General features: G+C 67.8%; 20 protein-coding genes. 5 read left to right on the forward strand and 15 right to left on the reverse strand.

Features of this window, described 5'->3' with window-relative positions:
* Positions 1 to 8: 8 nt before the first annotated feature.
* The 6 genes from PFX98_RS05370 to PFX98_RS05395 all read right to left on the reverse strand — a co-directional run bounded on the left by PFX98_RS05370 (position 9) and on the right by PFX98_RS05395 (position 5,186).
* Positions 9 to 743 (reverse strand): amino acid ABC transporter ATP-binding protein, encoded by a 735-nt coding sequence (locus PFX98_RS05370; protein ID WP_285234139.1) that lies wholly within the window; start codon positions 741 to 743, stop codon positions 9 to 11.
* Positions 744 to 754: 11 nt separating this feature from the next.
* Positions 755 to 1,420, reverse strand: coding sequence for an amino acid ABC transporter permease (locus tag PFX98_RS05375; RefSeq protein WP_285234140.1), 666 nt, complete (start codon positions 1,418 to 1,420; stop codon positions 755 to 757).
* Positions 1,417 to 2,160 carry an amino acid ABC transporter permease gene (locus tag PFX98_RS05380; RefSeq protein ID WP_285234141.1) on the reverse strand — a complete coding sequence of 248 codons (744 nt, stop codon included), beginning with the start codon at positions 2,158 to 2,160 and terminating at the stop codon, positions 1,417 to 1,419. The genes PFX98_RS05375 and PFX98_RS05380 overlap by 4 nt, the downstream gene beginning before the upstream one ends.
* 42 nt (positions 2,161 to 2,202) lie before the next feature.
* Positions 2,203 to 3,093 carry an amino acid ABC transporter substrate-binding protein gene (locus tag PFX98_RS05385; RefSeq protein ID WP_285234142.1) on the reverse strand — a complete coding sequence of 297 codons (891 nt, stop codon included), beginning with the start codon at positions 3,091 to 3,093 and terminating at the stop codon, positions 2,203 to 2,205.
* A gap of 48 nt (positions 3,094 to 3,141) precedes the next feature.
* A complete protein-coding gene (locus PFX98_RS05390) occupies positions 3,142 to 4,071 on the reverse strand; it encodes a transporter substrate-binding domain-containing protein (RefSeq protein ID WP_285234143.1) in 930 nt (309 codons plus the stop codon).
* A 182-nt stretch (positions 4,072 to 4,253) separates the two neighbouring features.
* Positions 4,254 to 5,186 carry a GNAT family N-acetyltransferase gene (locus tag PFX98_RS05395; RefSeq protein WP_285234144.1) on the reverse strand — a complete coding sequence of 311 codons (933 nt, stop codon included), beginning with the start codon at positions 5,184 to 5,186 and terminating at the stop codon, positions 4,254 to 4,256.
* 67 nt (positions 5,187 to 5,253) lie between these two features.
* Here PFX98_RS05395 and pyrF point away from each other — a divergent pair, with 67 nt between their 5' ends.
* From pyrF to ypfH, 3 genes are all read left to right on the forward strand, one after another.
* Positions 5,254 to 6,078 carry an orotidine-5'-phosphate decarboxylase gene (gene pyrF / locus PFX98_RS05400; protein ID WP_285234145.1) on the forward strand — a complete coding sequence of 275 codons (825 nt, stop codon included), beginning with the start codon at positions 5,254 to 5,256 and terminating at the stop codon, positions 6,076 to 6,078.
* A gap of 127 nt (positions 6,079 to 6,205) precedes the next feature.
* The gene (locus PFX98_RS05405) at positions 6,206 to 9,496 is read left to right on the forward strand and encodes a PAS domain-containing hybrid sensor histidine kinase/response regulator (protein WP_285234146.1); all 3,291 of its coding nucleotides are present in this window, start codon (positions 6,206 to 6,208) and stop codon (positions 9,494 to 9,496) included.
* Positions 9,497 to 9,518: 22 nt separating this feature from the next.
* Positions 9,519 to 10,238, forward strand: a complete 720-nt coding sequence (ypfH, locus tag PFX98_RS05410; protein WP_285234147.1) for an esterase — start codon at positions 9,519 to 9,521, stop codon at positions 10,236 to 10,238.
* 32 nt (positions 10,239 to 10,270) lie between these two features.
* On the opposite strand, the gene PFX98_RS05415 is transcribed toward ypfH, so the two are convergent.
* The 5 genes from PFX98_RS05415 to PFX98_RS05435 form a co-directional block, all read right to left on the reverse strand.
* On the reverse strand, positions 10,271 to 11,983 hold the full coding sequence (locus PFX98_RS05415; RefSeq protein WP_285234148.1) for a M14 family metallopeptidase: 1,713 nt from the start codon (positions 11,981 to 11,983) through the stop codon (positions 10,271 to 10,273).
* Between the two features lie 97 nt (positions 11,984 to 12,080).
* The gene (locus tag PFX98_RS05420; protein WP_285234149.1) at positions 12,081 to 12,836 is read right to left on the reverse strand and encodes a LytR/AlgR family response regulator transcription factor; all 756 of its coding nucleotides are present in this window, start codon (positions 12,834 to 12,836) and stop codon (positions 12,081 to 12,083) included.
* Positions 12,833 to 13,912, reverse strand: coding sequence for a sensor histidine kinase (locus tag PFX98_RS05425; RefSeq protein WP_285234150.1), 1,080 nt, complete (start codon positions 13,910 to 13,912; stop codon positions 12,833 to 12,835). The genes PFX98_RS05420 and PFX98_RS05425 overlap by 4 nt, the downstream gene beginning before the upstream one ends.
* 82 nt (positions 13,913 to 13,994) lie before the next feature.
* The gene (locus PFX98_RS05430; protein WP_285234151.1) at positions 13,995 to 14,750 is read right to left on the reverse strand and encodes a class II glutamine amidotransferase; all 756 of its coding nucleotides are present in this window, start codon (positions 14,748 to 14,750) and stop codon (positions 13,995 to 13,997) included.
* Between the two features lie 3 nt (positions 14,751 to 14,753).
* Positions 14,754 to 15,995 (reverse strand): NAD(P)/FAD-dependent oxidoreductase, encoded by a 1,242-nt coding sequence (locus PFX98_RS05435; protein ID WP_285234152.1) that lies wholly within the window; start codon positions 15,993 to 15,995, stop codon positions 14,754 to 14,756.
* Positions 15,996 to 16,109: 114 nt separating this feature from the next.
* On the opposite strand from PFX98_RS05435, the gene PFX98_RS05440 reads away from it, so the two are divergent.
* Complete coding sequence (locus PFX98_RS05440; RefSeq protein ID WP_285234153.1) at positions 16,110 to 16,508, forward strand: TraR/DksA family transcriptional regulator; 399 nt, start codon at positions 16,110 to 16,112, stop codon at positions 16,506 to 16,508.
* Between the two features lie 78 nt (positions 16,509 to 16,586).
* Here PFX98_RS05440 and PFX98_RS05445 read toward each other — a convergent pair whose 3' ends face one another.
* Positions 16,587 to 19,352 carry a TonB-dependent receptor gene (locus PFX98_RS05445; RefSeq protein ID WP_285234154.1) on the reverse strand — a complete coding sequence of 922 codons (2,766 nt, stop codon included), beginning with the start codon at positions 19,350 to 19,352 and terminating at the stop codon, positions 16,587 to 16,589.
* A gap of 191 nt (positions 19,353 to 19,543) precedes the next feature.
* Positions 19,544 to 21,724 carry a malate synthase G gene (locus PFX98_RS05450; protein WP_285234155.1) on the reverse strand — a complete coding sequence of 727 codons (2,181 nt, stop codon included), beginning with the start codon at positions 21,722 to 21,724 and terminating at the stop codon, positions 19,544 to 19,546.
* 165 nt (positions 21,725 to 21,889) lie between these two features.
* On the opposite strand from PFX98_RS05450, the gene PFX98_RS05455 reads away from it, so the two are divergent.
* The gene (locus tag PFX98_RS05455) at positions 21,890 to 22,801 is read left to right on the forward strand and encodes a LysR family transcriptional regulator (RefSeq protein WP_285234156.1); all 912 of its coding nucleotides are present in this window, start codon (positions 21,890 to 21,892) and stop codon (positions 22,799 to 22,801) included.
* Between the two features lie 6 nt (positions 22,802 to 22,807).
* On the opposite strand, the gene PFX98_RS05460 is transcribed toward PFX98_RS05455, so the two are convergent.
* Together PFX98_RS05460 and PFX98_RS05465 are read right to left on the reverse strand one after the other, a co-directional pair.
* Positions 22,808 to 23,113 carry a PsiF family protein gene (locus tag PFX98_RS05460; RefSeq protein ID WP_285234157.1) on the reverse strand — a complete coding sequence of 102 codons (306 nt, stop codon included), beginning with the start codon at positions 23,111 to 23,113 and terminating at the stop codon, positions 22,808 to 22,810.
* 98 nt (positions 23,114 to 23,211) lie between these two features.
* Entirely contained in the window at positions 23,212 to 24,600 is a 1,389-nt protein-coding gene (locus tag PFX98_RS05465) for a serine/threonine-protein kinase (RefSeq protein ID WP_285234158.1), read from the reverse strand.
* Positions 24,601 to 24,651 lie beyond the last annotated feature (51 nt).

Here is a 24,651-nt window from a genome sequence, read left to right on the forward strand (position 1 = left end):
TCAATCAATCAATGGTTCAGGATCTTGGAGAGGAAATCCTTGGCGCGCGGCGAGCGCGCATCGGGGTTGCCGAAGAACTCGTCGCGCGTGCAGTCCTCGACGATTCTGCCAGCGTCCATGAAGATCACCCGGTGGCTGACCTTCTTGGCAAACCCCATCTCGTGCGTCACGCACATCATGGTCATGCCCTCGTGCGCCAGCTGCACCATCACGTCCAGCACCTCGCCCACCATCTCCGGGTCCAGCGCCGAGGTCGGCTCGTCGAACAGCATCACGATCGGGTCCATCGAGAGCGCGCGCGCAATCGCCACGCGCTGCTGCTGCCCGCCCGAGAGCTGGCCGGGGAATTTGTCCTTGTGCGCCATCAGCCCCACGCGGTCCAGCATCTTGAGGCCGCGCGCCTTGGCGTCATCCAGGCTGCGCCCCAGCACCTTGACCTGCGCGATGGTGAGGTTCTCGGTCACCGAGAGGTGGGGAAAAAGCTCGAAGTGCTGGAACACCATGCCCACGCGCGAGCGCAGCTTGGGCAGGTTGGTCTTGGGGTCGGCGATCGAGATGCCGTCCACCACGATGTCGCCCTTCTGGAAGGGCTCCAGCGCGTTGACGGTCTTGATCAGCGTGGACTTGCCCGAGCCGGAAGGCCCGCACACCACCACCACCTCGCCCTTGGCAATGGTGGTGGAGCAATCGGTCAGCACCTGGAAGGGGCCGTACCACTTGGAGACGTTCTGGATATCGATCATGGCCATCTGCCTTAGCGAATGATTTGGATCTTCTGCTGCAGGCGGCGCACCGTCATCGACAGGCTGAAGCAGATCACGAAGTAGACGACGGTGGCCACCAGATAGGTCTCCACCGGGCGGTTGAAGTTCTTGCCCGCGACCTCGAAGCCCTTGAGCAGGTCGTAGGCGCCGATCGCATAGACCAGCGAGGTGTCCTGGAACAGGATGATGGTCTGGGTCAGCAGCACCGGCAGCATGTTGCGGAAGGCCTGCGGCAGCACCACCAGCTGCATGGTCTGGCCATAGCTCATGCCCACCGCGTAGCCGGCGTAGACCTGGCCCTTGGGCACGCTCTGGATGCCCGCACGCATGATCTCGGAGTAGTAGGCCGCCTCGAACACCGTGAAGGTGATGATGGCCGAGAGCTCGGCGCCCATGGGCCGGCCGATCAGGAGCGGGATCAAGAGGAAGAACCACAGGATCACCATCACCAGCGGGATGGAGCGCAGGGTGTTGACGTAGAAGGCTGCCGGCAGCACCAGCCAGCGCTTGCCCGAGAGCCGCATCAGCGCCAGCACCGTGCCCAGCGCGATGCCGCCCAGCATCGCGATGAGGGTGAGCTGGATCGAGAAGATCAGGCCCTTGGCGATGAAGCTGGACGCCACCGCCCAGCTGAAGAAGGAGAAGTCGAGATTCACTTGCTGCCTCCGATCATGCCGGGCACCTGCACGCGATGTTCAATCGCCAAGGCGATGCGGTTGATGCTGAAGGCGGAGACGAAGTACAGGCCCGAGACCGCCAGGTAGATCTCGATGCCGCGCGAGGTCTCCTCCTGCGCCTGCATCGCGAACATGGTCAGCTCGGCGATGCTCACCGCAAACGCCACCGAGGAGTTCTTGATGATGTTCATGCTCTCGCTGGTGAGCGGCGGGATGACGATGCGAAACGCCATCGGCAGGATCACATAGCGGTAGGTCTGCGGCAGCGTGAAGCCCATCGCCAGGCCGGCGTAGCGCTGGCCCTTGGGCAGGCTCTGGATGCCGGCCTTGACCTGCTCGGCAATGCGCGCCGAGGTGAAGAAGCCCAGGGCGAACACCACCAGCACAAAGCTGGGCACGCCCTTGAGCACGGGCACAAGCGCCGGCAGCACGTGGTACCAGAGGAACACCTGCACCAGCAGCGGGATGTTGCGGAACAGCTCCGTCCAGGCATTGCCCAGGAACACCAAGCCCTTGTGCGGCACGGTGCGCAGAATGCCCATCAGCGAGCCCAGCAGCAGCGCCACGACGAGGGCCAGCAGCGCCACGCTCAGCGTCCAGCCCCAGGCCGAGAGCATCCAGTCCAGGTAGGTGATGTCACCGCCGCTGCCCAGGCAGCGCGGTATCACCTCGCCATCGATGGTGTTCTTGCAGAACACCTGCCAGTCCCATGTGGCCATGCCACCTCCAATGCTTGTGTTTCCGTGCGCTCGCCTAGCCGCTTACTTCTTGGCGTACTCTTCCATCGGACGGTCGTTGGGGCTGGCGATGGCGGCCTTGAGGTTGTCGCTCATGGCCAGGCCGACGCGCGCATTGGCCGGCGGGATCGGCTGCATCAGCCACTTGTCGTACAGCTTGGCGATCTCGCCCGACTTCATCATCGCCTTGATGCTGTCGTCCACCGCCTTCTTGAAGGCCGGATCGTCCTTGCGCATCATGATGGCGATCGGCTCCACCGACAGCACCTCGCCGACGATCTTGAAGTCGGCCGGGTTCTTGCTCTTGGCGATATTGCCGGCCAGCAGCGAGCCGTCCATCACGAAGGCATCGGCGCGGCCCGATTCCAGCAGCAGGAAGCTGTCGGCATGGTCCTTGCCGAACACCTCCTTGAAGTCCACGCCGGTGGCGCGCTCATGCTTGCGCAGGGTCTGCACCGAGGTCGTGCCGGTGGTGGTGGCGACGTTCTTGCCGTTGAGCTGGCCGATCGAGGTGATGCCCGAGTTGGCCTTCACCGCGATGCGCACTTCCTCGACGAAGGTGGTGACCGCAAAGGCCACGTCCTTCTGGCGCGTCAGGTTGTTGGTGGTGGAGCCGCACTCGATGTCCACGGTGCCGTTCTGCACCAGCGGGATGCGGTTCTGCGAGGTCACCGGCTGGTACTTGATCTCCAGCTTGGCCAGGCCCAGCTGCTTCTGCACATCGGCCAGCACATGCTGGCAGATCTCGACGTGGTAGCCCACGTACTTGCCGTCGCCCAGGGTGTAGGAAAGCGCACCCGAGGACTCGCGCACGCCCATGGTGGCCGTGGCGCTGTCCTTGATCTTCTTCAGCGTGTCTTCGGCATGGGCGGTGGCGGCCAGTGCAAGGCTCAGGGCAAACGCGATCGTCTTCATGGGGTCTCCTGGAAGGGGCGGGTTGAAAGAAGGAAAGCAAAGCATCGATCAGGGCAGGGCCTGATCGGTGGGCAATTGGTAGAGCCGCAGTAGCGCCTCGGAGGGCGGTTGGTTGAGGTTCAGGCCCTTGGGCGGGATGGGGCGCTGGAACCAGCGCGTGTAGATCTTCAGCGCCTCGCCGCTCAGCAGCAGGCGGGTCAGCTCGCGGTCCACCAGGGCCTTGAAGCCGGGGTCGCCGCGCCGCATCATGCAGCCATAGACCTCGGCCGACATGGGCGTGCCGGTGACCACCCAGTCCTCGGGCCGCGCCGCCTTGGCACGCTCGCCGTGCAGCAGCGCATCGTCCAGCATCAGCGCATCGACCTTGCCGGTCTCGAGCGACTGGAAGGCGTCGCCATGGTCGCGCGCGCTGAGCAGCTGGATGCGGCCGCCATGGGTTTCGTTCCAGCTGCGCAGCAGGCGCTCGGAGGTGGTGCCGGCCGTCACCACGGCGCGCTTGCCGGCCAGATCGGCAAAGTCCTTCAGCCCCGAATCCTGGCGCACCAGCATGCGCGTGCTGACCACGAAGATGGAGGTCGAGAACGCCACCTGGCGTTGCCGCGCCAGGGTGTTGGAGCTGGAGCCGCATTCCAGGTCCACGGTGCCGTTCTGCACCAGGGCCATGCGGTTCTGCGAGGTCACGGGCACCAGGCGCTGGGTCAGCGCCGGCAGCTGCAACTCGCTGCGCACGGCCTCCACCACCCTCAGCATCAGCTCATGCGAATAGCCCACCACCTGGCGGCGCTCGTCGTAGTAGGAGAAGGGCACCGAAGATTCGCGGTGGCCCAGGCTGATGGTGCCGGTGACGGCGATGCGGCGCAGCGTGTCGCTCTGCGCCAGCAGGGGCGAGGCCGCCATGGCCGCGCCGGCCAGCAGGGTGGCGGCAAGGCAGCAGAACGGGCGGATGAGCGTGGCGCGGCGCATGATGGCGCAAGGCATGCACTTGCTGTGCCATTGCGGGATTTCCCGGAGCCGGCGCGCGGCAGCAGCCGCTAAGTGCTTGATTCCTCGTGCACGGCAGGCCCGCCGCGGCAAGAGCGAAGACGGATTTCCGTGCGCCGCGGCGCCCGCAGGGACGGAAATCCGTTCACGCCGACGTTCGCGCCGACGTTCTCCACGACTCAGGCGGCCTCGTCCTCCCACAGCACGGCGGCGATCCTCCAGCCGCGCGCCGTCTTCAGCAGCTGCAGGCTCTTCTGGCCGCGGCCGGCATAGGGGGCGTCATCCAGGCGCCCGGCCTTCTCGTAGCGCAGCCAGCGCTGCGCGATCCGGCCCTGGATACGCGTCTCCTGCGCCAGCTCCCGTTCGGCAAAGTCCTGCAGCCGGCCGCCCTCGCGCAAGAGCTCGGCGCGCGGCAACACAAAACCGGGCACGTCCATCAGCTGCGCGCCCTGCTGGCCATCGTGGTGGCGGATCTGCGCATCCGGCAGCAGCCAGTAGGGCAAGGCCGCCAGCGTCGGGCAGCGCCCGCCACGGTTGTCGAAGGCGCCCAGAAAACGCGCCGCCAGGGCATCGATCTGTGCCGCGTCGTCGGGTTCCGCGCCGGCGGCGCGCCATTCGAACAGCACCGAGCCGCCGTCGTAGCCCGCCACCTGGCGCAGGCCCTGTTCCTGCATGCCGATGGCCAGCAGCACGCGCGCCGAGGCCTCGTTGTGGGGCGCGATGATGGCCTGCACGCAGCGCAGGCCCAGCACCTCGCGCGCATAGCGCAGGCTGGCTGCGGCGGCCTCGCGCGCATAGCCCCGGCCATGGTGGCGCTCCAGCAGCGCATAGCCGACATCGGGATGCTCCAGCGCATCGCGCTTGAACACGCCGCACAGGCCCAGGAACTCGCCATCGGCCAGGCGCTCCACCGCCCAGAAGCCATGGCCCAGCTTCCAGTAATGGTCCAGCAGGCGGCCCTGCATCCAGTCGCGCGCCTGCGCCAGATCGCGCACGCCCGGATCGGAGATGTTGCTGATCCAGCCCGGCTCGTTGAGCAGCGCCAGCACCTGGGCGGCGTCGTCCAGCGTGAACCAGCGCAGCCTCAGTCTCTCGGTCCGCAGCACCTCCATGCTCGCTCCTCATGCAAAAAGCAAAAGCGCGACAATACGCCACCTGCCACCAGCCCCCAAAAGCCACATGAATTTCATCCAGCAACTCCACGCCGCCGAACAACTCAACGACTCGCTGCTGTGCGTGGGGCTGGACCCCGAACCCGCCAAGTTCCCGGGCGCCTGGAAGAACGATGCGGCGCGCATCTACGATTTCTGCGCCGCCATCGTGGACGCCACCAAGGATCTGGTGATCGCCTTCAAGCCGCAGATCGCCTACTTCGCCGCGCATGGCGCCGAAAGCCAGCTGGAGCGCCTGATGGCGCACATCAAGCGCGTCGCGCCCCATGTGCCGGTGATCCTGGACGCCAAGCGCGGCGACATCGGCTCCACCGCCGAGCAGTACGCCCGCGAGGCCTTCATGCGCTACCAGGCCGATGCGGTGACGCTCTCGCCCTTCATGGGCTTCGACAGCATCGAGCCCTATCTGCGCTATCCCGACAAGGGCGCCATCCTGCTGTGCCGCACCTCCAACCCCGGCGGCAGCGACTGGCAGAACCAGCGCCTGGCCGACGTGGCAGGCCAGCCGCGCCTCTACGAGCACCTGGCCCGCCTGGCCCAGACCGACTGGAACAAGAACGGCCAGCTGGGCCTGGTGGTGGGCGCCACCTTCCCGGGCGAGATTGCGCGCGTGCGCGAGCTGGCCCCCACCCTGCCCCTGCTGATCCCGGGCGTGGGCGCCCAGGGCGGCGATGCCGACGCCACCGTGAAGGCTGGCTGGCGGCCGGGCAGCCCCATCATCGTGAGCTCCTCGCGCGCCGTGCTCTACGCCAGCCAAGGCGAGGACTTTGCCGCCGCGGCCCGCCGCGTGGCCCTGCAGACGCGCGCGCAGCTCAAGCAAGCCAAGGCCTGAAGCGCCAAAAACTGCGCAGATCCCCTCACTCCGGGTGATCTGTCTGTGGTTTCCGGGTCTGTCCTGCTGTTCACCACCCCCGCTTGTGGCTGAGACTCCCCAGCTGGCCCGAGAGTGGACACCCGCAGTGAGCAGCAGCAAGGACAGCCTGGATGATTTGAGCAGCCTGGTGGGGCATGACCTGCCCCCGGGCGAAGGCCGCACGGCGCTGGAGCAAAGCCTGCTGTGGCGCTCGGTGCGCCTGTTCCTGTGGGCTTGCGTGGGCCTGTGCACGGTGGTGACCGCGATGCTGGTGCTGAGCATCGGCCCGGGCGAGCCGCTGGGCGGCTGGCTGCCGCCGGGCCTGGCCCTGGGCACCGCCGCCACCGGCCTGGCCCTGCTGTGGCGCCAGCCGCGCCAGCATGGCCGCGCCGTGGTGCTGCTGATGCAGGCGCTGGTGATCGCGCTGGCGCTGGCTATCGCGGTGTCGCGCCAGCTCGGCCTGTACTCGATCAGCCTGGGCGTGATGGGCCTGATGGTGGCCCTGACCACCGCCATCGTCGGCCTGCGCACCGGCCTGGCCGTGTTCTGCATGGGCCTGGCCTGCCTGGCCGGCCTGGGTTGGGCCGAGCTGGCCGGCTGGATCACGGTCGCCCAGCGCAGCGTCAGCCTGCCCGCCCGCCTGCTGGCCCACAGCCTGCTGCTGAGTGCCGGCCTGATCGTGGGCCTGGGCACCGCCCGCATGGTGCGGCGCTCGGTGCAGGAGGCCAGCGATCGCAGCGCGCGCTTCCGCCATCTGCTCAGCATGGCGGCCGACTGGTACTGGGAGATGGACCGCGAGTTCCGCTTCACCCATCTGGCCGAAGACCGCCCCGGCGCCTCCGGCCTGGACCTGCAGGCGCGCCAGGGCAAGACGCCCTGGGAGCTGGAGCAGCTGGGCCTGTCTGACGAGGACATGGACGCGCACCGCGCCGACCTCGAATCGCACCGCAGCTTCCGCGGCGTGGTGGCAAGGCGCCGCAACGACGACGGCACGGTGCGCTTCGTGTCGGTGAGCGGCGAGCCGCGCTTCGACGCGCAGGGCAATTTCCGCGGCTATTGGGGTGTCGGCCGCGACGTCACCGGCGAGGTGCAGGCCGAGCAGGCCATCGTCGCCACCGAGACGCGCTACCGCGAGCTGTTCCGCCGCTCGCCCTCGCCGCTGGTGCTGCACCGCTGGGGCCGCGTGCTGGATGCCAACCCGGCCGCGATGGCGATGTTCGGCTACACCCAGCGCTCCAGCATGATCGGCCAGGACCTGTTCTCGCATTACGAGCCGGGCGACGACGAGCGCGCGCGCCAGCGCGCCGCCAAGATCGAGGCGATGCCGGTGGGTGCGATGCTGCCGATGGCCGAGTTCAGGCTGCGCACCCTGTCGCGCCGGCGCCGCCTGGTGCAGGCCACCAGCGTGCGCGTGGACGCCGCCAGCGGCCCGGCCACGCTCTCCTTCTTCATCGACCAGACCGAGGCCTCGCGCGCGCAGGACGCGCTGCGCCGCTCCGAGGGCCTGCTCTCGCACCTGGTGGCCACCAGCCCGGATGTGATCACCCTCACCGAGATCAACTCCGGCCGCTACGCGATGGTCAACAAGACCTTCGAGGAGCTCACCGGCTACAGCACCGATGAGGTGCTGGGCCACACCGCCGACGAACTGGGCATCTGGCACAAGCATGAGGATCGCGAGCGCCTGGTCGAGGCGATCCGCCTGCATGGCCGCGTCAGCGAGATGCCGGCCACCTTCATCAACAAGCATGGCGATCCGATCGCGATGGTGATCTCGGCGGCCCCCTTCGTGATGGAGGGCCTGTCCTACCTGGTCATCAACGCGCGCGACGTGTCGGAGAGCGAACGGACCCGGCTGGTGCACGCGGCGATTCTCGAGAACGCCTCGATCGGCATCACGCTGACGCGCGACCAGCAGTTCGTGCAGGTCAACAAGCTGGTGGAAGACATGTTCGGCTGGCCCGACGGCAGCCTGATCGGCCAGCATGGCAGCGTGGTCTGGCCCAGCATGGCCGACTATGCGGCGGTGGGCGCCGAGCTGGGGCCGCGCCTGGCGGCGGGCGAGCAGGTCGAGGCCGAGCGCATGATGCGGCGCCGCGACGGCTCGACCTTCCTCTGCCGCCTGCTGGCGCGCGCGGTGGACCCCAACCACCCCAGCCGCGGCGGCACCATCTGGATTCTGGAAGACGTCACCGAGAAGCGCCGCGTCGAGGCCGCGCTGGCCCAGGCCAAGGACGAGGCCCAGGCCGCCAGCCGCGCCAAGACCGCCTTCCTGGCCAACACCAGCCACGAGATCCGCACGCCGCTGAACGGCGTGGTGGGCCTGGCGCGCATGCTGCAGCAGCCCGACCTGGACGACGAGACGCGCCGCCATTACCTGGACCAGATGCTGGACAGCGCCGAGAGCCTCTCGGGCCTGATCTCCGACATCCTGGACCTGAGCAAGATCGAGGCCGGCCGCCTGACGCTGGAGTCCGTGCCCTTTGCGCTGCGCGACATGCTGGGCACCATGCGCATGGCCTATCTGACGCTGGCGCAGGCGCGCGGCCTGACCTTCAAGATCGACGTCGACGAGGCCGTGCCCGCCTGGGTGGTGGGCGACCCGGTGCGCCTGCGTCAGATCCTCAGCAACTACCTCACCAACGCGCTCAAGTTCACCGAGTCGGGTTCGGTGGCCGTGCAGGTGCGCCGCCTCGACGAGGAGCGCATCCGCATCGAGGTCAGCGACACCGGCCCCGGCATCAGCGCCGAGATGCAGGGCCGGCTGTTCCAGCCCTTCACGCAGGCGGATGAATCGACCACGCGCCGCTTCGGCGGCACCGGCCTGGGCCTCTCGATCTGCCGCGAACTGGCCAGCCTGATGGGCGGCCAGGTGGGTTGTGAAAGCACGCCCGGCCAGGGCTCGACCTTCTGGGCCGAGCTGCCGCTCTCCGCCGCCCCCACCCCCATCAGCACCCAGCTGCGCGAGGCGCGCGACAACGAGGACCTGAAGGGCCTGCGCGTGCTGATGGTGGAGGACAACCCGGTCAATATGATGATCGCCGTGGCCCTGCTGGAGCAATGGGGGCTGGAGGTGGCGCAGGCCAGCGACGGCAGCCAGGCGGTGGAGGCCATCAACGCCGCCGCCAGCATGGGCAAGCCCTACGACGCCGTGCTGATGGACGTGCAGATGCCGGTGATGAGCGGCCACGAGGCCACCCGCCATGTGCGCCGCCGCTTCAGCGCCGAGGAGCTGCCGATCGTCGCGCTCACCGCCGCGGCCCTGGTGTCCGAACGCGACGAGGCGCTGGCCGCCGGCATGAACGAGTTCCTCACCAAGCCCATCGACGCGCCGCGCCTGCGCCAGGCCCTGGTGCGGCTGATCGGACACAAGGATCCGGACAATCTGCGGACCTGAGCGACGGAGGGACAATCGGGGCATGAACACCCCCGCCCGCTCCCAAGCCCTTGCCCTGCTGCCCGACAAGGGCCTGCCCGATCTGCTGTTCCTGCTGCTGCACGGTGCCGGCGCGGATGCCTCGCAGATGCGGCCGCTGGCCCAGGCCCTGCGTGCCCAGTACCCGCAGGCCGCGGTGGTGTCGATCAATGCGCCCGAGCCCTATGACCAGATCCCCGGTGGCGGGGCGGGTCACCAGTGGTATTCGCTCAAGGACGCCAACGACGACAACCATGGCCAGCGCGTGGCGGCCGCCCTGCCCGGCTTCATCGCCACCGTGCGGGCCTGGGCCGAACAGTTCGACCTGCCCTGGGAACGCGTGGCGCTGGCCGGCTTCTCGCAAGGGGCGGTGATGGCGCTGGAAGCGGTGCAGGCCGAGGTGGCGCTGGCCGGCCGCGTGCTGGCCTTCAGCGGCGCCTATGCCAATATGCCCGGGCACGCGCCGCTGAACGTGAGCCTGCACCTGATGCATGGCCTGCAGGACGGCACCCTGCCCTACCAGGACCAGGTGGACGCCGCCAAGCGCCTGGTGCGCCTGGGCGCCGACATCACCGCCGACATCCTGCCCGACATCGGCCACGAGCTGCATCCCGAACTGATCGAGAAGGCGCTGGGCCAGCTGCGTACCTTCGTGCCGGCGCGCGTCTGGCGCGAGGCCATGCAGGCGGCGCAGGCGCAAGGCCTGGCACCCAAAAAGGACTGATCAGCCCGCCGCGGGCGGGCAGGCGAGCGATCTCAGTCCAGCACCACCTCGGTCCTGACCGTTCCGGCGCGCTCGGCGCTGGCCGTCAGCGCCAGGCGCGTGCCCTTGGGCGCGCGCACCACCCACTCGCCCACGGCGCGATCCGCGGTGACCTCGCGGCTGGGCAGGAAGGCATGCTGCGACTGCTTGGGCGCATGACCCTCCAGTTGCGGGCCCTCCATGCGCTCCTTGCCACTCACCAGGCTGATCTCGGGGTTCAGGAGCGGATCGGGCAGGTGGATGTGGAACATCACGCCGCGCACCGTCTTGCGCTCCAGCGCGCGCTTGGTCACGTAGGCGGGCAGGTAGCCGCTGTTGGAGACCGCCAGGCGCACGCGCCAGGTGTCGGGGCCAAGCGCGCGCACCTCGGTGCGCAGCAACTCCAGCTTGGGCAGCGAGAGCGCGATCTGGTTCATCCAGGCCGGGAAGCGCGCCGCCTCGCGCTCGCGCAGATGCGGCGGCGGGTTGCGCCAGAAGTTCATCTTGTCCCAGCCGCCGATCTCCACCGCGCCGAGCTGCGGATGCTGAAAGGGCTGCCAGTCCACATGGGCCTGGCCGCCGCATTGCTCGTCGCTCCACTTGAGCAGCTTGAGATCGTCCTCCACCGGATGCTCGCGGTACCAGTCGATCCACTTGTAGCCCTCGATGCCGGCGGCCTTGTTGGGCGACCAGATCTCCACCACCCAGAACAGCGCGCCCAGGTGCTCGTAGACCCAGTCCTGCGTGCCGCTGATGATGTCCTTGGGGTGGTACTTGAAGTCGTGCCAGATGCTGATGGCCGGGTAGCCGGTGTGCTTCTCGCCCAGGGCCGAGAACTGCTTGTAGCTCCACAGGTCCTCGGGAATCATGTCGTCGTCGCTCTGCGAGCCCATCGGCCGCAGGATCACGCCGCTGTGGGTGTGATAGCTGATGGCCGCGCCGATATTCGGGTGGGCGACGATGAAGTCCACCATGGCCCGCACCTCGGGCTCGCTGGTCGGGTAGGGTCCGGCGCCGAGCTGCTTGTATTCCTGCCGCCATTCGCTGGGGAAGTTGCGGTTCAGGTCCAGGCCCTCGCGATCGGGGTTGATCGTCACGGTGAGGCCGTCGTGGTGCTTGATGAAGCCCTCGGGGATCAGGCGGTAGTACTCGCCGCCGAACTCGCCCGGCTCGCGTGCCACCATCAGGCGCGGGTCGCCGGCATGCTTCTTGTAGCCGCCATGGGGGTCGGGCACGCGCATCGTGAGGATGCGGCCATCACCGTCCACGTCCTCGATATTGAGGCCGTCCACCGGCTCCTCGTCATAGGGGTAGCGGCGCGTTGACGAGCGGATGTGGCGCGGCCGGTCCGCCAGCGCCAGCTCCGCGCCATCGGGGTTCAGGCGCGGCACCATATAGATCACGCGCGTGTCCAGCAGCTGCGTCACCTGCGGCTCCAGGCCGTACTTGTTCAGCAGGTCGTTGAGGTAGAACAGGCAGGCGGTGCTGGCGCTGAGCTCGGCGGCGTGGATATTGCCGTCCAGCCAGAAGGCCGGCTTGTCGACGTCGGCGCCGGTGGCGGTGTTGGTGAGCACCAGCACCCAGATGTCGCGCCCCTCGTGGCTCTTGCCGATGGAGCGCACCGAGACCAGGTTGGGCCGCGCCTCCGCATAGGCGAACAGCAGCTCGGTCAGGGCATCGTAGCGGTAGAACTCGTCGAAGCGCGGAGATGGAAGAGCAGCAGCCATGTCGGAACCATTGGATGTCGGGATGGCGCCGATTGTGAGCCCGGAAGGCGGCTTGCGCACCCCGGGCTGGCCCTTGCCGTGCGCAGCGCGGCAACGCTCACTGGCCCTTGAAGAGCGACTGGAACTGGCGCGACACCGGCAGCCGCTCCTCGCGCCCCTTGAGCGTGAGCTGCATGCTGTTCTCGTCCACCCGCAGCGCGCTGGCGATGTGGCGGCTGTTCACCAGCACCGAGCGGTGCACCTGCCAGAACTGCGCGCCATCCAAGGTGGCCAGCAATTCCTTCAGCGGCGTGCGTATCAGCGCCTCGCCACCCTCGAACACCACGCGGGTGTAGCGGCTGTCGCTCTCGAAATAGATCACCTCCTCGGGCGCGATCAGCTTGATCTCGCGGCCCAGGCTGGCCTGGATGGGGCGGGCCGGCGGGCGCTGCACCGCGGGCAGCAGCTGCTGCAGCAGGGCCTGCATGGCCTGTGCGCTCGGTTGCGCCGCGGCCTGCCGATTGCGCAGGCGCGCCACCGTCTGCGCCAGGCGGGCGTCGTCCACCGGCTTGAGCACATAGTCGATCGCGCCGGCCTCGAAGGCGGTGAGCGCGTGGTCGCCATAGGCGGTGACGAACACCAGCTGCGGCGGCTCGCTCAAGCGCGCCAGGCGCTGCGCCACGTCCAGGCCGGTGAGGCCGGGCATGCGGATATCAAGGAAGCAGATGTCGGGCTCCAGCGCCAGCGCATCGTCCCAGGCGTCGATGCCGTTCTCGCTGCGCGCCACGATCTGCAGCTCGGGCCACAGGCGCGCCAGCGCGGCCGCCAGCTGTTCGCGCGGGCCTTCCTCGTCGTCGGCAATCAGGGCTCTCATGGACGCTGTTCTCCCTCGTCATGGATGGTGATGCGGGCCAGGCAGCCCGGCTCCTGCGCCAGCAGCTGCAGGCTGGCGCGCGCGCCATAGAGTTGCTGCAGGCGCTCGCGGGTGTTGGTCAGGCCCAGGCCGTCGTCGCTTGCCGTCTCGGCGCACAGGCCGGCACCGTCGTCCTGCACCTCCAGGCGCAGCGCCGCGCCCTCGCGGTAGGCGCGCACATCGATGCGGCCGCCGCGCAGCGCCGGTTCGATGCCATGGCCGATGGCGTTTTCCACCAGGGTCAGCAGGGCGCCGGGCGGCAGGGTCAGGTCTTGCAGCTCCGGCGCCGCCTCGATCCGCCAAGCGAGGCGCGCACCCAGGCGCGCCTGCATCACTTCCAGATAGCTGGCGACGATCTGCAGCTCCTGGCCGAGCGGCAGGCTTTCATGCTCAAACATCGGCAGGGTGGCGCGCAGATAGCGGGTGAAGGAGCGCAGCATGCCGGCGGCACGGCTGTCCTGGGTGTCGACCCAATGCTGCAGCGACGCCAGGGTGTTGAAGAGGAAGTGCGGCTGGATCTGCGCGGTGGCGAGGCGCCGTGCCAGGCGCTGGCTGGCCTCCTGGTCGGCCAGCTCGCGCAGGCGCGCCTCGATCTGCTGCACCCGGTAGAGCGTGAGGAACCACCAGGCGCTGAGCACCAGGGTGATGCCGGCCACCAGGACGGGCGCGGCGAACCTGAGCATCTCCTTGCCATGCACCTTGGCCAACCCAAAGATCAGCACAAGGCTCACCAGCACCGCCCCCCAGGAGGCCAGGTTCAGGTTCTTGCGGGTGGGCTGGCGCCAGAGCCAGCGCGCCGTCAGCAGGCTGGCCACGCTCATGCACAGGGAGGCCAGCAGCACCCACAGGCCCAGGCCCCTGGGCAGTTCGTTGTAGAACACCGCGGCCAGGATCAGCGTATTGCTGTAGACGTAGTGGTCGATGCCCCTGGGCCAGGGCTGCGCACCGGCCTGGCGCAGCTCCAGCGCCGAGAAGCGGCGGCGCGGCCCGGGGCAGATCCATTGGGTCCAGTCGAGGGTGTCGGGGCGGTGCGTCATGGCGCGAGTCTAGGTTCCACCGCAAGGCCCCAAGACCTTGCTGCGGCGAATGGCGCCAACAGGCGATGAACGGCCGGCAGCTTCAGGCGAACAGCTCGCCGCCCACAAACACCTTGAGCTCGCCGGGGGCCATGGCCACCCAGGGCTCGCCGCGCGTGAGCGGCTCGGTGGCGATCACCGCGACGCGGTCTTCGGCCGTGGTGTGCTCGGAGAAGTCCACGCTCAGGTCCTCATCCTGCAGGTGCACGCGGCCGAACGGGTGGCGGCGCAGCAGATAGTGCAGATGCGTGCTGCCATGCGCCCACAGCGCCTGGCCGTTGGAGAGCAGCATATTGAAGGTGCCATAGCGGTTCAGCTGCGGCATCAGCTCGCGCAGCGTGTGGCTCAGCTCGGTAACGCTGGGCACATCGCAATGCGCCTTGGCGAGCTCCTGCATCAACCAGCAGAAGGCGCGCTCGCTGTCGGTCTGGCCCACCGGCCGGAACGCGCCATGCAGACGTGGCGCAAAGTCTTTCAGATTGCCGTTGTGCGCGAACACCCAGTAGCGCCCCCACAGCTCGCGCACAAAGGGGTGGGTGTTCTCCAGCGCCACCTGGCCCTGCGTGGCCTTGCGGATATGGGCGATCACGTTGTCGCTCTTGATCGGATAGTCCTGCACCAGCTTGGCCAGGGGCGAGACGCGCGCGCTGTGGTGATCGACGAAATGGCGCAGGCCGCGGCCCTCGAAGAAGGCGATGCCGAAGCCGTCCTTGTGCTCGTCGGCACGCTGCGCCAGGCCGGTGAAGCTGAACATCACGTCGGTTGGCAGCTTGGCATTCATACCGAGCAATTGGCACATGGTCTATTCCAGGAAGAGGCGCGAGAAGCCCTTCAGGCTGATCAGGTTGCCCGGGTTGCTGGTCTCGCGCAACACCCCACTCATGCGCTGCAGCAGGCGCGGGCTGCGCTGGGCGCGCCAGATCAGCAGATCGGCCAGCCAAGGCATGGCGTTCACCTTGTTGGCACGCTGGTAGAGATCGAACTTGGGCTTGAGCGCACGCAGGCTCTGCTCATAGGCGGCGCGCACCGCCGCATCGTCGCTGTGCTGGCGGCGCCCCTGCAGCAGCGCCTCGGCCGCCAGCATGCCGGTCTCCATCGCCTTGCCGATGCCCTCGCCGGTGAAGCTGTAGGTGGAGCCGGCCGCCTCGCCGGTGACCAGCAGGCCCGGGCGCGACCAGCGCGCGCCGTCCAGCGTGCAGCGCAGCGGCGCACCCTTGAGTTCGCCCACCAGCTCGCCCTCGCGCATCAGCGCCGCGGCGGGTTCGTAATGCTCGACAAAGGCGTCGAAGATGGCGCGCAGATTGAGTTCCTTCTTGGCGCCCTTGCCGCCCACGGCGCTGTGGCTGTCGGTCACGCCCACGCCGATGTTGAAAGTGGCATTGGGGGCCGGGAAGATCCAGCCGTAGCCGGGCCGCACCGCCTTGCTCCACACCACCTCCATGGCCTTGATGCGGCCCACCATCGAGGGCGCGCGCACATAGCCGCGCAGCGCCACGCCGCTGGGCGTGTGGCGTTCGCACATGCCGGCGGCGCTCAGGGCCTTGGGCACGGCGCCGGTGGCCAGCAGCACCCAGTCGGCCTGCAGCTCATGCTGCACGCCGTCCTTGCCGACGAGCGCACCGCAGACGCGCCCCTGGCCATCTTCCAGCGGCTTCTCGAAGCGCGCCGGCGCGATGAAACGGGCACCGGCGTCCTGGGCCGCCTGGCACAGCAACTCGTCGAGCTCGCGGCGCGGCAGCACCGCCAGCTCGCCCGGCACATCGATGCGGGTGCCGCGCGGGCCGATGCAACCCACATGGGCCACGGGCTCGGCACGCGCCATCACCTGGCCCAGCAGGCCCAGGCGCTGCAGGGCCGCATGGGCATCGGGGATCAGGCCATCGCCGCAGATCTTGTCGCGCCCCTGGGGCTGCTGATCGAGCAGCACCACGTCCACGCCGGCACGCGCCAGCACACGCGCCGCGGCGCTGCCGGCCGGGCCCGCGCCCACCACCAGCACCTCGCATCGCTGCGGCATTGGCGCCGCAGCCAGGGGTTCAGACATGCTTGTTCTCTCCTATTGAGTTGGGCACATTTTAGGGACGGCGGCGGTATTGACCGGAATCAAATCTCCGCCGGCGGCGCGGTGCGAGCATGATCAAAGCTTAGGAGAAGCCTCATGACCCAAGACCTGACCCCCGGCCAGCATGCGCAGCTGGAGATGCTGCTGGTGCAGCGCCAGCAGGAGTTGGAGCGCAGCCTGCACGGCCAGCTGGGCGAGCAATCGCGCGCCGAGCATGCGCGCGAGCTGCTGCTGCAGGACGGCGACGACGAGCCCGCCCGCGACGCCGACCGCGAGGTGGACCTGGCGCGCAGCGACCGCCATCTGGACGAGCTGCGCCAGGTCAACGAGGCCTTGCAGCGCCTGCGCGGCCAGGGCTATGGCCTGTGCAGCGATTGCGGTGAGGCGATCGCCTTCGATCGCCTGCAGCGCCAGCCCGAGGCGCTGCGCTGCCTGGACTGCCAGCGCCGCCTTGAGCGTGCGCAGGGGGACCCCAGCGCGCACCATCGCATCTGATCCAGGCGAGCGCCACACGCGCCGCGCCATGAAAAAAGGGGCCGCTTGCGCGGCCCCTTTGCACTGGGTGGCTAGAACTTAGAAGTTGTAGCTGCCGGTGACGTACACCATGCGCATCATCGGATCGGCATAGCGCGGATCGTAGCCAACCTGGTGGCCCGAGGAGTCACGCAGGGTGAACGGCGGCTTGGAGTTGAACAGGTTGTTCACGCCCAGACGCAGTTCCAGATCCTTGTTGTACTTGTAGCTGCCTTGCCAATCCACGGTGGCGTAACGCGGCACCACGACCGAGACCGTGGTGTTCTTGTTGGTGGCCACATCACGCACGGTGGCGGTGATGTCCTGGTAGCCCGAACGAGCCTTCAGGGTCAGGGTGTTGGTGAAGGCACCGGTTTCCAGCTTGGCGGTGGCGCGCACGATGTTGCGGAAGGTCACTGCCGCGTTCTCGCCGTACTTGCCCAGGCTGTCGGTGAAGTCGTTGTCCGTGCCAGGACGGGTGTACGACGACTCGATCATGTAGGTGCCGGTCAGGCCAACGGTCAGACGGCCAGCGCCCGTGTTGAAACGCGTCACCACGTCCCAGTCGATACCCGAGGTCTTGGCCTTGCCGATATTGATCGACAGGCTCTTGAACGCGTAGTAAGCCTGGGGCTCGGCCGGCGTCCTGAAGGTGGTGAACAGCTCCTTGTACTTCTGCGGATCGGCAAAAGCCTGGTTGGCCGACACACCGCTGACGGCGTCGCTGATGTCGACGCGCCAGTAGTCGGCACCGATACCGAAGTCGTTGCTGGGCTCGAAGCGGATACCGACCGTGCCTTGCTTGGAGCGCTCGGGCTTCAGGTTGGCGTTGCCACCGGCGAGCTGGCTGTACTGGGTCTTGTCAGCCGGCTTGCAGGCGTCGGTGCCGGGGAAGGGGCAGGCGTAGTTGGCTGCGGTCACGCCGTTGGCCACCAGCGGCGCCGAGATGTCCAGCATCGCCGGTGCCTTGAAGCCGGTGCCGTAGGAGCCGCGCAGCAGCACGGCGTTGGAGACCTGGTAACGCGCCGACACCTTGTAGGTCACCTTGCTGGCCTTGTCGCCCACCGTGCTGTTGTTGACGGCGTCGGTGATCTTGCCGATCGAGTCATAGCGCAGCGCGCCGGTCAGCTCCAGATCCTTCACCACGGGCACCAGCAATTCGGTGAACAGGCCCATGTTGTCGCGCTTCACGTCGTAAGGCGTGGGCGCGTTGAAGTTGTAGATCTCACCGTTCACGGCAGCGGCCGAAGGCGTCTGCTTGTACTGGTAGTTGCGGAAGTCGCCGCCCAGACCCATGCTGACGGCGCCGGCCGGCAGCTTGAAGATCTCGCCAGAGGCGCGCACGTCCGCGGCCTTCATGGTGGTGGTGGCGGTGCGGATGGTGCCGTTGAAGATCGAGTTGGCGATCAGCGACTGGGCCGCGGCGGTCTGGTTGCCGGACGGCACGAAGGGGTCGATCGACACATTCTTGATGATGTCGGTGAACTCCTTGGTCTTGAAATAGCCGCCAACGTACTTCTCGTCGATGGCGTTCTGCGACCAGGTCACGGCACCGTTCACCGTCCAGTTGCCCAGGTCCACGTCGGCGCCCAGCACCAGGTGCTTGGAGTCGGTGACGGTCTGCGAATCGCGCGTACCGAAGTCGGTGGCGCGGTAGGCGGCGCTGACCGTGTTGACGTGCGCAATCTGGTTGGCCGTCAGGTAGGGGGCGACGTACTTGGTGAACAGCGAGGACGAGACCGGGATGGCCACGGGCACGGGGTTCGGCGCGATACGTGCGATCAGGTCGATGCGCGAGTAGGCGGCGTCGGTGAACAGGTTCACCTTGTCGCTGACCTTCAGGTTGCCGGCCAGGAACAGCGAGTCGCGCTTGAACTCGGGCACGATGTCGATCGTGCTGACGAAGTCGAATGCGCACATCTCGGTCACCGAGGTGGCGCTGGCCGAGTTGTTCAGGCTGTAGTAGTTGTTAGGCGCGCACTTGTTGCCGTTCGCCTTGTAGTAAGGGTTGAACGAGTAGTTCGCCAGCTTGGAGCTGGCGGGCTCGCCGGCCAGGGTCTTGAACGTGACCTGCGCATTGGCCGGATCGGCCGAGGTGCTGGTGCGGTCGTAGATGTAGTTCTTGCCGTTCCACTCGAACGGCACCCAGGCCGACTTGGCGAAATCGCGGTCGCCGGACTTCATCTGCTTCTGCTCGTCGTGGCGATAGGTGGCCACGAGGTTGAAGCCCTGCTTGTCGATATCGCCCACGCCATAGGTGACGCTGGCATTGGCCGAGGCGCCGCCGCCTTCCAGCGGGGCATTGGCCTGCACCGTGACGTTGCCGCCTTGGCTGTTGCGCTTCAGCACGAAGTTCACCACGCCGGCGATGGCGTCCGAGCCGTACAGGGCCGAGGCGCCGTCGGTCAGCACTTCCACGCGCTCGATGGCGCTCATCGGGATGGCGTTCAGGTTGATGGTGGAGCCCGAGCCGGTCGGTGCGATACGGCGGCCGTTCAGCAGCACCAGGGTGTAGGAACCGCCGATGTCATGGATGGAAGCGGTGGCGATACCACCCGAGTTGGTGCCGATGGCGATATCGGCAACCTGGAAGCCCTGCATCGAAGGCAGCTTCTGGATCACTTCGGCCACGCTGGTCGCACCCGAAGCGCGGATCTGCTCGGCGCCAATGATCTGGACCGGCAGTGCGCCTTCGCTGGCGATGCGCTTGATGCTCGAACCCGTGATCTCGATACGCTCAAGCTGGTTTTGTGCCTGGGCCGACATGGTGCCCATGGCTGCGATGACGGCGGCGCCGATCACGCTGAATTTGTAAGTCCTCGACATGAAGTCCCTCTGAGGTGGTGGCCCAATAAAACCACTGCGCCCGACCTCTCCCTTGTGGGAAGACGCACTGGGCGCAGCAGCAAATACGTATACAAACTTTAACGTTTGGCTTTACGTTTGGGCATAGAGGGGGACCCTGTTGGGTCCGTGCAACGCATTTGACAAGTGCCGAACTACACGCTCCTGCGCGCTCAACGCGCCGCGGCCTTCACTTTCAGGCGCCAGGCATGCAGCAGCGGCTCGGTGTAGCCGCTGGGTTGCTGCTTGCCCTTGAACACCAGGTCCAGCGCCGCCTGGAAGGCCGCGCCATCGGGATGCGCGGCCAGGCTCTGGTAGGCCGGGTCGTCGGCGTTCTGGGCGTCGACCACCTGGGCCATGCGGGCAAAGGTCTCGCGCACCTGGGCCTCGCTCACCACCCCATGGTGCAGCCAGTTGGCGATGTGCTGGCTGGAGATGCGCAGCGTGGCGCGGTCTTCCATCAGGCCGACGTTGTGGATGTCGGGCACCTTGGAGCAACCCACGCCCTGGTCCACCCAACGCACCACATAACCCAGGATGCCCTGCACGTTGTTGTCCAGTTCCTGCTGGCGCTCGGCTGCGCTCCAGCGCGCCTCGGCCACCACCGGAATGGTCAGCAGCTTGTTGAGAATGTCCTCACGCTCGGCTCGGAAATCGACCTTCTCCAGCTCCTGCTGCACCGCCGTCACGCTGACCTGGTGGTAATGCAGGGCATGCAGGGTCGCGGCGGTGGGCGAGGGCACCCAGGCGGTGTTCGCACCGGCCTTGGGATGGGCGATCTTCTGCTCCAGCATGGCCGCCATCAGATCGGGCATGGCCCACATGCCCTTGCCGATCTGGGCGCGGCCGCGCAGGCCGCAGGCCAGCCCGGTCAGCACATTGCTGCGCTCGTAGGCCTGGATCCAGGCCGAGCTCTTCATATCGCCCTTGCGCATCATCGGGCCCGCCAGCATGGCGGTATGCATCTCGTCGCCGGTGCGGTCCAGGAAGCCGGTGTTGATGAAGGCCACGCGGCTGCTGGCTGCGGCAATGCAGGCCTTCAGGTTCACGCTGGTGCGGCGCTCCTCGTCCATGATGCCCAGCTTGACGGTGCTGTCGGGCAGGCCCAGCAATTGCTCGACGCGGCCGAACAGCTCGGCCGCGAAGGCCACCTCGGCCGGGCCGTGCATCTTGGGCTTGACGATATAGATCGAGCCGGTGCGCGAATTGCCGCGGCGCTTCAGGTCATGCAGGGCGATGGTGACGGTGATGACCGCGTCCATGATGCCCTCGGGGATCTCGGCGCCGCCCTCCAGCAGGATGGCCGGGTTGGTCATCAGGTGGCCGACATTGCGCACGAACATCAGCGAGCGGCCATGCAGCACGAGCTCGCCGCCGTTCGGTGCGCTGTAGCGCCGGTCGGCGTTGAGCGCGCGCGTAAACGTCTTGCCGCCCTTGCTGACCTCTTCGGTCAGCGTGCCCAGCTGGATGCCCAGCCAGTTGCTGTAGGCCAGCAGCTTGTCCTCGGCATCCACCGCGGCGACCGAATCCTCCAGGTCGAGGATGGTCGAGAGTGCCGCTTCCAGCACCAGGTCGCTGACGCCGGCGGCGTCGCTCTTGCCGATCGGCGTGGCGCGGTTGATCTGGATGTCCAGATGCAGGCCGTTGTGCACCAGCAGCACCGAACTCGGCGCCCCCGCCTCGCCCTGGTAGCCCGCGAATTGCGCGGGGTCTTGCAGCGCGGCGCGGCCGCCGCCGATCAGCTCCACCACCAATTGGCCGCCTTCGACGCGGTAGGCCGCGGCCTGGGTATGCGACAAGGCGCCGGCCAGCGGCGCGGCTTGGTCGAGCACGCGGCGCGCATAGGCAATCACCTTGGCGCCGCGCACCGGGTTGTAGGCGCCGGCGCGCTCGGCGCCATCGGTCTCGGGGATCGCGTCGGTGCCGTAGAGCGCGTCATACAGCGAGCCCCAACGCGCGTTGGCCGCGTTCAGCGCGTAGCGTGCATTCAGGATCGGCACCACCAGCTGCGGGCCGGCCTGCAGGGCCAGCTCGGCGTCGACATGGGCGGTGCTGGATTGCACGTTCTCGGGCTGCGGCACCAGATAGCCGATCTCCTGCAGGAAGGCGCGATAGGCCGGCATGTCCTGGATCGGGCCGGGATGCGCGCTGTGCCACTGGTCCAGCGCGGTCTGCAGGCGCTCGCGCTCGGCCAGCAGGGCGCGGTTCTTCGGGGCCAGGTCGTGCGCGATGGCGTCGAAGCCGGCCCAGAACGCCGCGGGGGCAAGACCTGTCCCCGGCAGCACCTGCTGCTCGATGAAGCTGACCAGCGGGCTGGCGATCTGCAGACGGTGGATGGTGGTGCGCTCACTCATGACGGACTCCTGGCAAAGATGAACTACTGGTCCTGAATTTACGCGAGCTCGGGGGCGGAATTGCTGCGGTGCGGCGCGCTAGATCCCTGACTTTTTTGCACAAATGAAACGGTTTTCTCGTTTCATTAGGCTGCTCAGGCCCGGGCGGTAGCACAATCCACGGCCATGGATCGCCTCAAGCAGATCGAGTCTTTTGTCTCCGTGGCCACCAAGGGCAGCCTCACCGCGGCCGCCCAGGCCGAGGGGGTGGCGCCTGCGGTGATGGGTCGGCGCATCGATGCGCTGGAAGCGCGCCTGGGCGTCAAGCTGCTGGTGCGCACCACCCGCAAACTCACCCTCACCCACGAGGGCACGGCTTTTCTGGAAGATTGCCAGCGCCTGCTGGTGGACTTCGCGAACGCCGAGGCCAGCGTCAGCGCCGGTGGCATCAAGGCCGCGGGGCATTTGCGCATCACCGCCCCGGCCGGCTTCGGGCGCCGCCACCTGGCGCCCCTGGTGCCCGAGTTCCTGGCCCTGCACCCGGACGTGAGCCTGTCGCTGAACCTGAGCGACCGCGTGGTCGACATCGTCAACGAGGGTTTCGACTGCGCGGTGCGCGTGGGCGATCTGGTGGACTCCAGCCTGGTGAGCATGCGCCTGGCCGACAACCGCCGCCTCTGCGTGGGCAGCCCCGCCTACCTGAAGCGGGCCGGCGTGCCCGAGCACCCCGGCGAACTGGCCCGCCACCAATGCCTGATGCTCAGCTCCGACGCCAGCCAGACGCGCGGCTGGGCCTTCATGGTGGACGGTGAACTCAGCCATGCCCGGCCCAGCGGCCGGCTCGACTGCAGCGATGGCCAGGTCTTGCACGACTGGTGCCTGGCCGGTCTGGGCCTGGCCTGGCGCAGCACCTGGGAGGTGGAAGCCGACATCCAGGCCGGCCGGCTGCAAACCGTGCTGGACGCCTTCGCGGCGCCGCCCAATGGCATTTTTGCGGTGATCCCGCAGCGCAAGCACCTGCCGCTGCGGGTGCGCTTGTGGATCGACTTCCTCAAGCAAAACTACGGCAGCCCGGCCTATTGGGCGCGGGCCGCCTGACTCAGATCACGATTTGTTGGACAGGCAATCCTTCATGAAGGCCTTGCGCTCGTCGCCCTTCTTGTCCTTGGCGTCGACGTTGCACTGCTTCATGCGCATCTGCTGCGGCGTGCCGGAGGCGGCCGGCGCGGCGGGCTTGGCCGACAGGCATTCCTTCATGAAGGCCTTGCGCTCGTCGCCCTTCTTGTCGCCGGCGTCCTTGTTGCAGCTGCCCATCTTGCTCTGCTGAGCGGTGGGCGCCTTGTCGGCGGCATGGGCGCCACCGGCAACAACGGCAAGCGAGAGCGCGAACAGGCTGATCAGCTTTTTCATGGGGTTTCCTTCCCTGAGGGATTGGCAGAGGTGGCACAGGTGCCGAGAGCATTCCAACACAGCAACGCGCCGCTCTCAAGCATGGTTGACCCAGGCGCTTACATGATGCGGCGCGGATGCGCCAAGGCCTCGTGCGCCGCATGCAAGCGCCGCACCAGCACCTGGATGAAGGCGCGGTCGAAGCGGTGCTGGCATTCCGGACTCAGCAGGGCCAGCGACTCGGGCGTGAAGGAGATGGTGGTGCAGATCTGCGTCACGCGGATGTCGGTGCTGTGGCGGCGCAGATCGGGGTTGGGCGACAGATAGGCCATCTCGCCCACCGAGGTGCCCATGCCCAGGGTGGCCACCTTGTTGCCATCGCGGTAGACCTCCACCTCGCCCTGGGCAATGATGTGGAAGGTGTTGCCCTCCTGGCCCTTCTTGTAGAGCGCGTGGCCCTCGGGATAGCGGCGCCAGCGCGCGCGGTGCACCACCTCCCACAGCTCCACGTCGCCGAAGAAGGCGAAGAACTCCAGGTCGCGCAGCAGGTTGAAGCGCTCCGAGTCCTTCACCTCGTAGAGCCGCGCCAGTGGCACCAGCTGGTTCGCCACCAGGCCGGACAGCGCACGCGCAAAGCTGTCCCAGTCGGGGTAGCGCTCGCCCGGGTGCTTGGCCAGCGCCCGCAGGATCACCGCGTCCAGCTCGGGGGTGACGCCGCCGCGCAGCCCCACCAGGGTCTGCGGCGCCTGGTGGTAGATCTGGTGCATCAGCGCCATCTGGCTCGGCGCATCGAAGGGCGGGCGCCCGGCCACCAAGTGGTAGAGCACCGCGCCCAGGGCATAGATGTCGGCATGGCAGCCCACGTCGCCGCCCTCGATCTGCTCGGGCGGCATATAGGCCAGCGAGCCGACGCGGTGCACCTGGGTGCTGTCGGAGTTGAGGTTGAGCGCGCTGCCGAAATCGCTCACCTTCACATCGGTGAGTTCGCCCTGCCCGTCCAGCACCGCCAGCAGATTGGCCGGCTTCACGTCGCGGTGGATCAGGCCCTGGCGGAACACATAGCCCAGCGCCATCGCGCACTTGAAGCCCAGCTCGACGATCTGGTCCAGCGGCAGCAGGCGGTCGCTGCGGCAGAAATGCTTGAGCGTCACGCCCTGCACATACTCCATCACCAGATAGGGCGAGTCGGGCTCGGGCACGGCATCCAGGATCTGCACCACATTGGGATGCTGCAGCCGGCCGGCCAGGGCCGCCTCGGCGGCGAAGAAACGGCTGGTCATCTGCGCGCCATCGGGGCCGTTGCGGCTCACCATGGCCCAGGAACGCACCCGCTTGATGGCCACCTCGACGCCGCGGAACTCGTCCAGCGCCAGGAACACGTCGCTGGTGGCACCCTCGCCCAGACGCCGCAGCACGCGGTACTTGCCGATATAGCCGGGCAGGTCATGCTCGGCGGCGACCGCCGGGCTGCCGGGTGTCGAACTGGATGCGGGTGGGGAGCTGCTCATGAGTGGGGCGTATCCTGCCCCAGCCCCGGCGCCCGGGCAAGCGGGCTGCCC

Source organism: Paucibacter sediminis (assembly GCF_030254645.1).
Lineage (GTDB): Bacteria > Pseudomonadota > Gammaproteobacteria > Burkholderiales > Burkholderiaceae_C > Paucibacter_B > Paucibacter_B sediminis.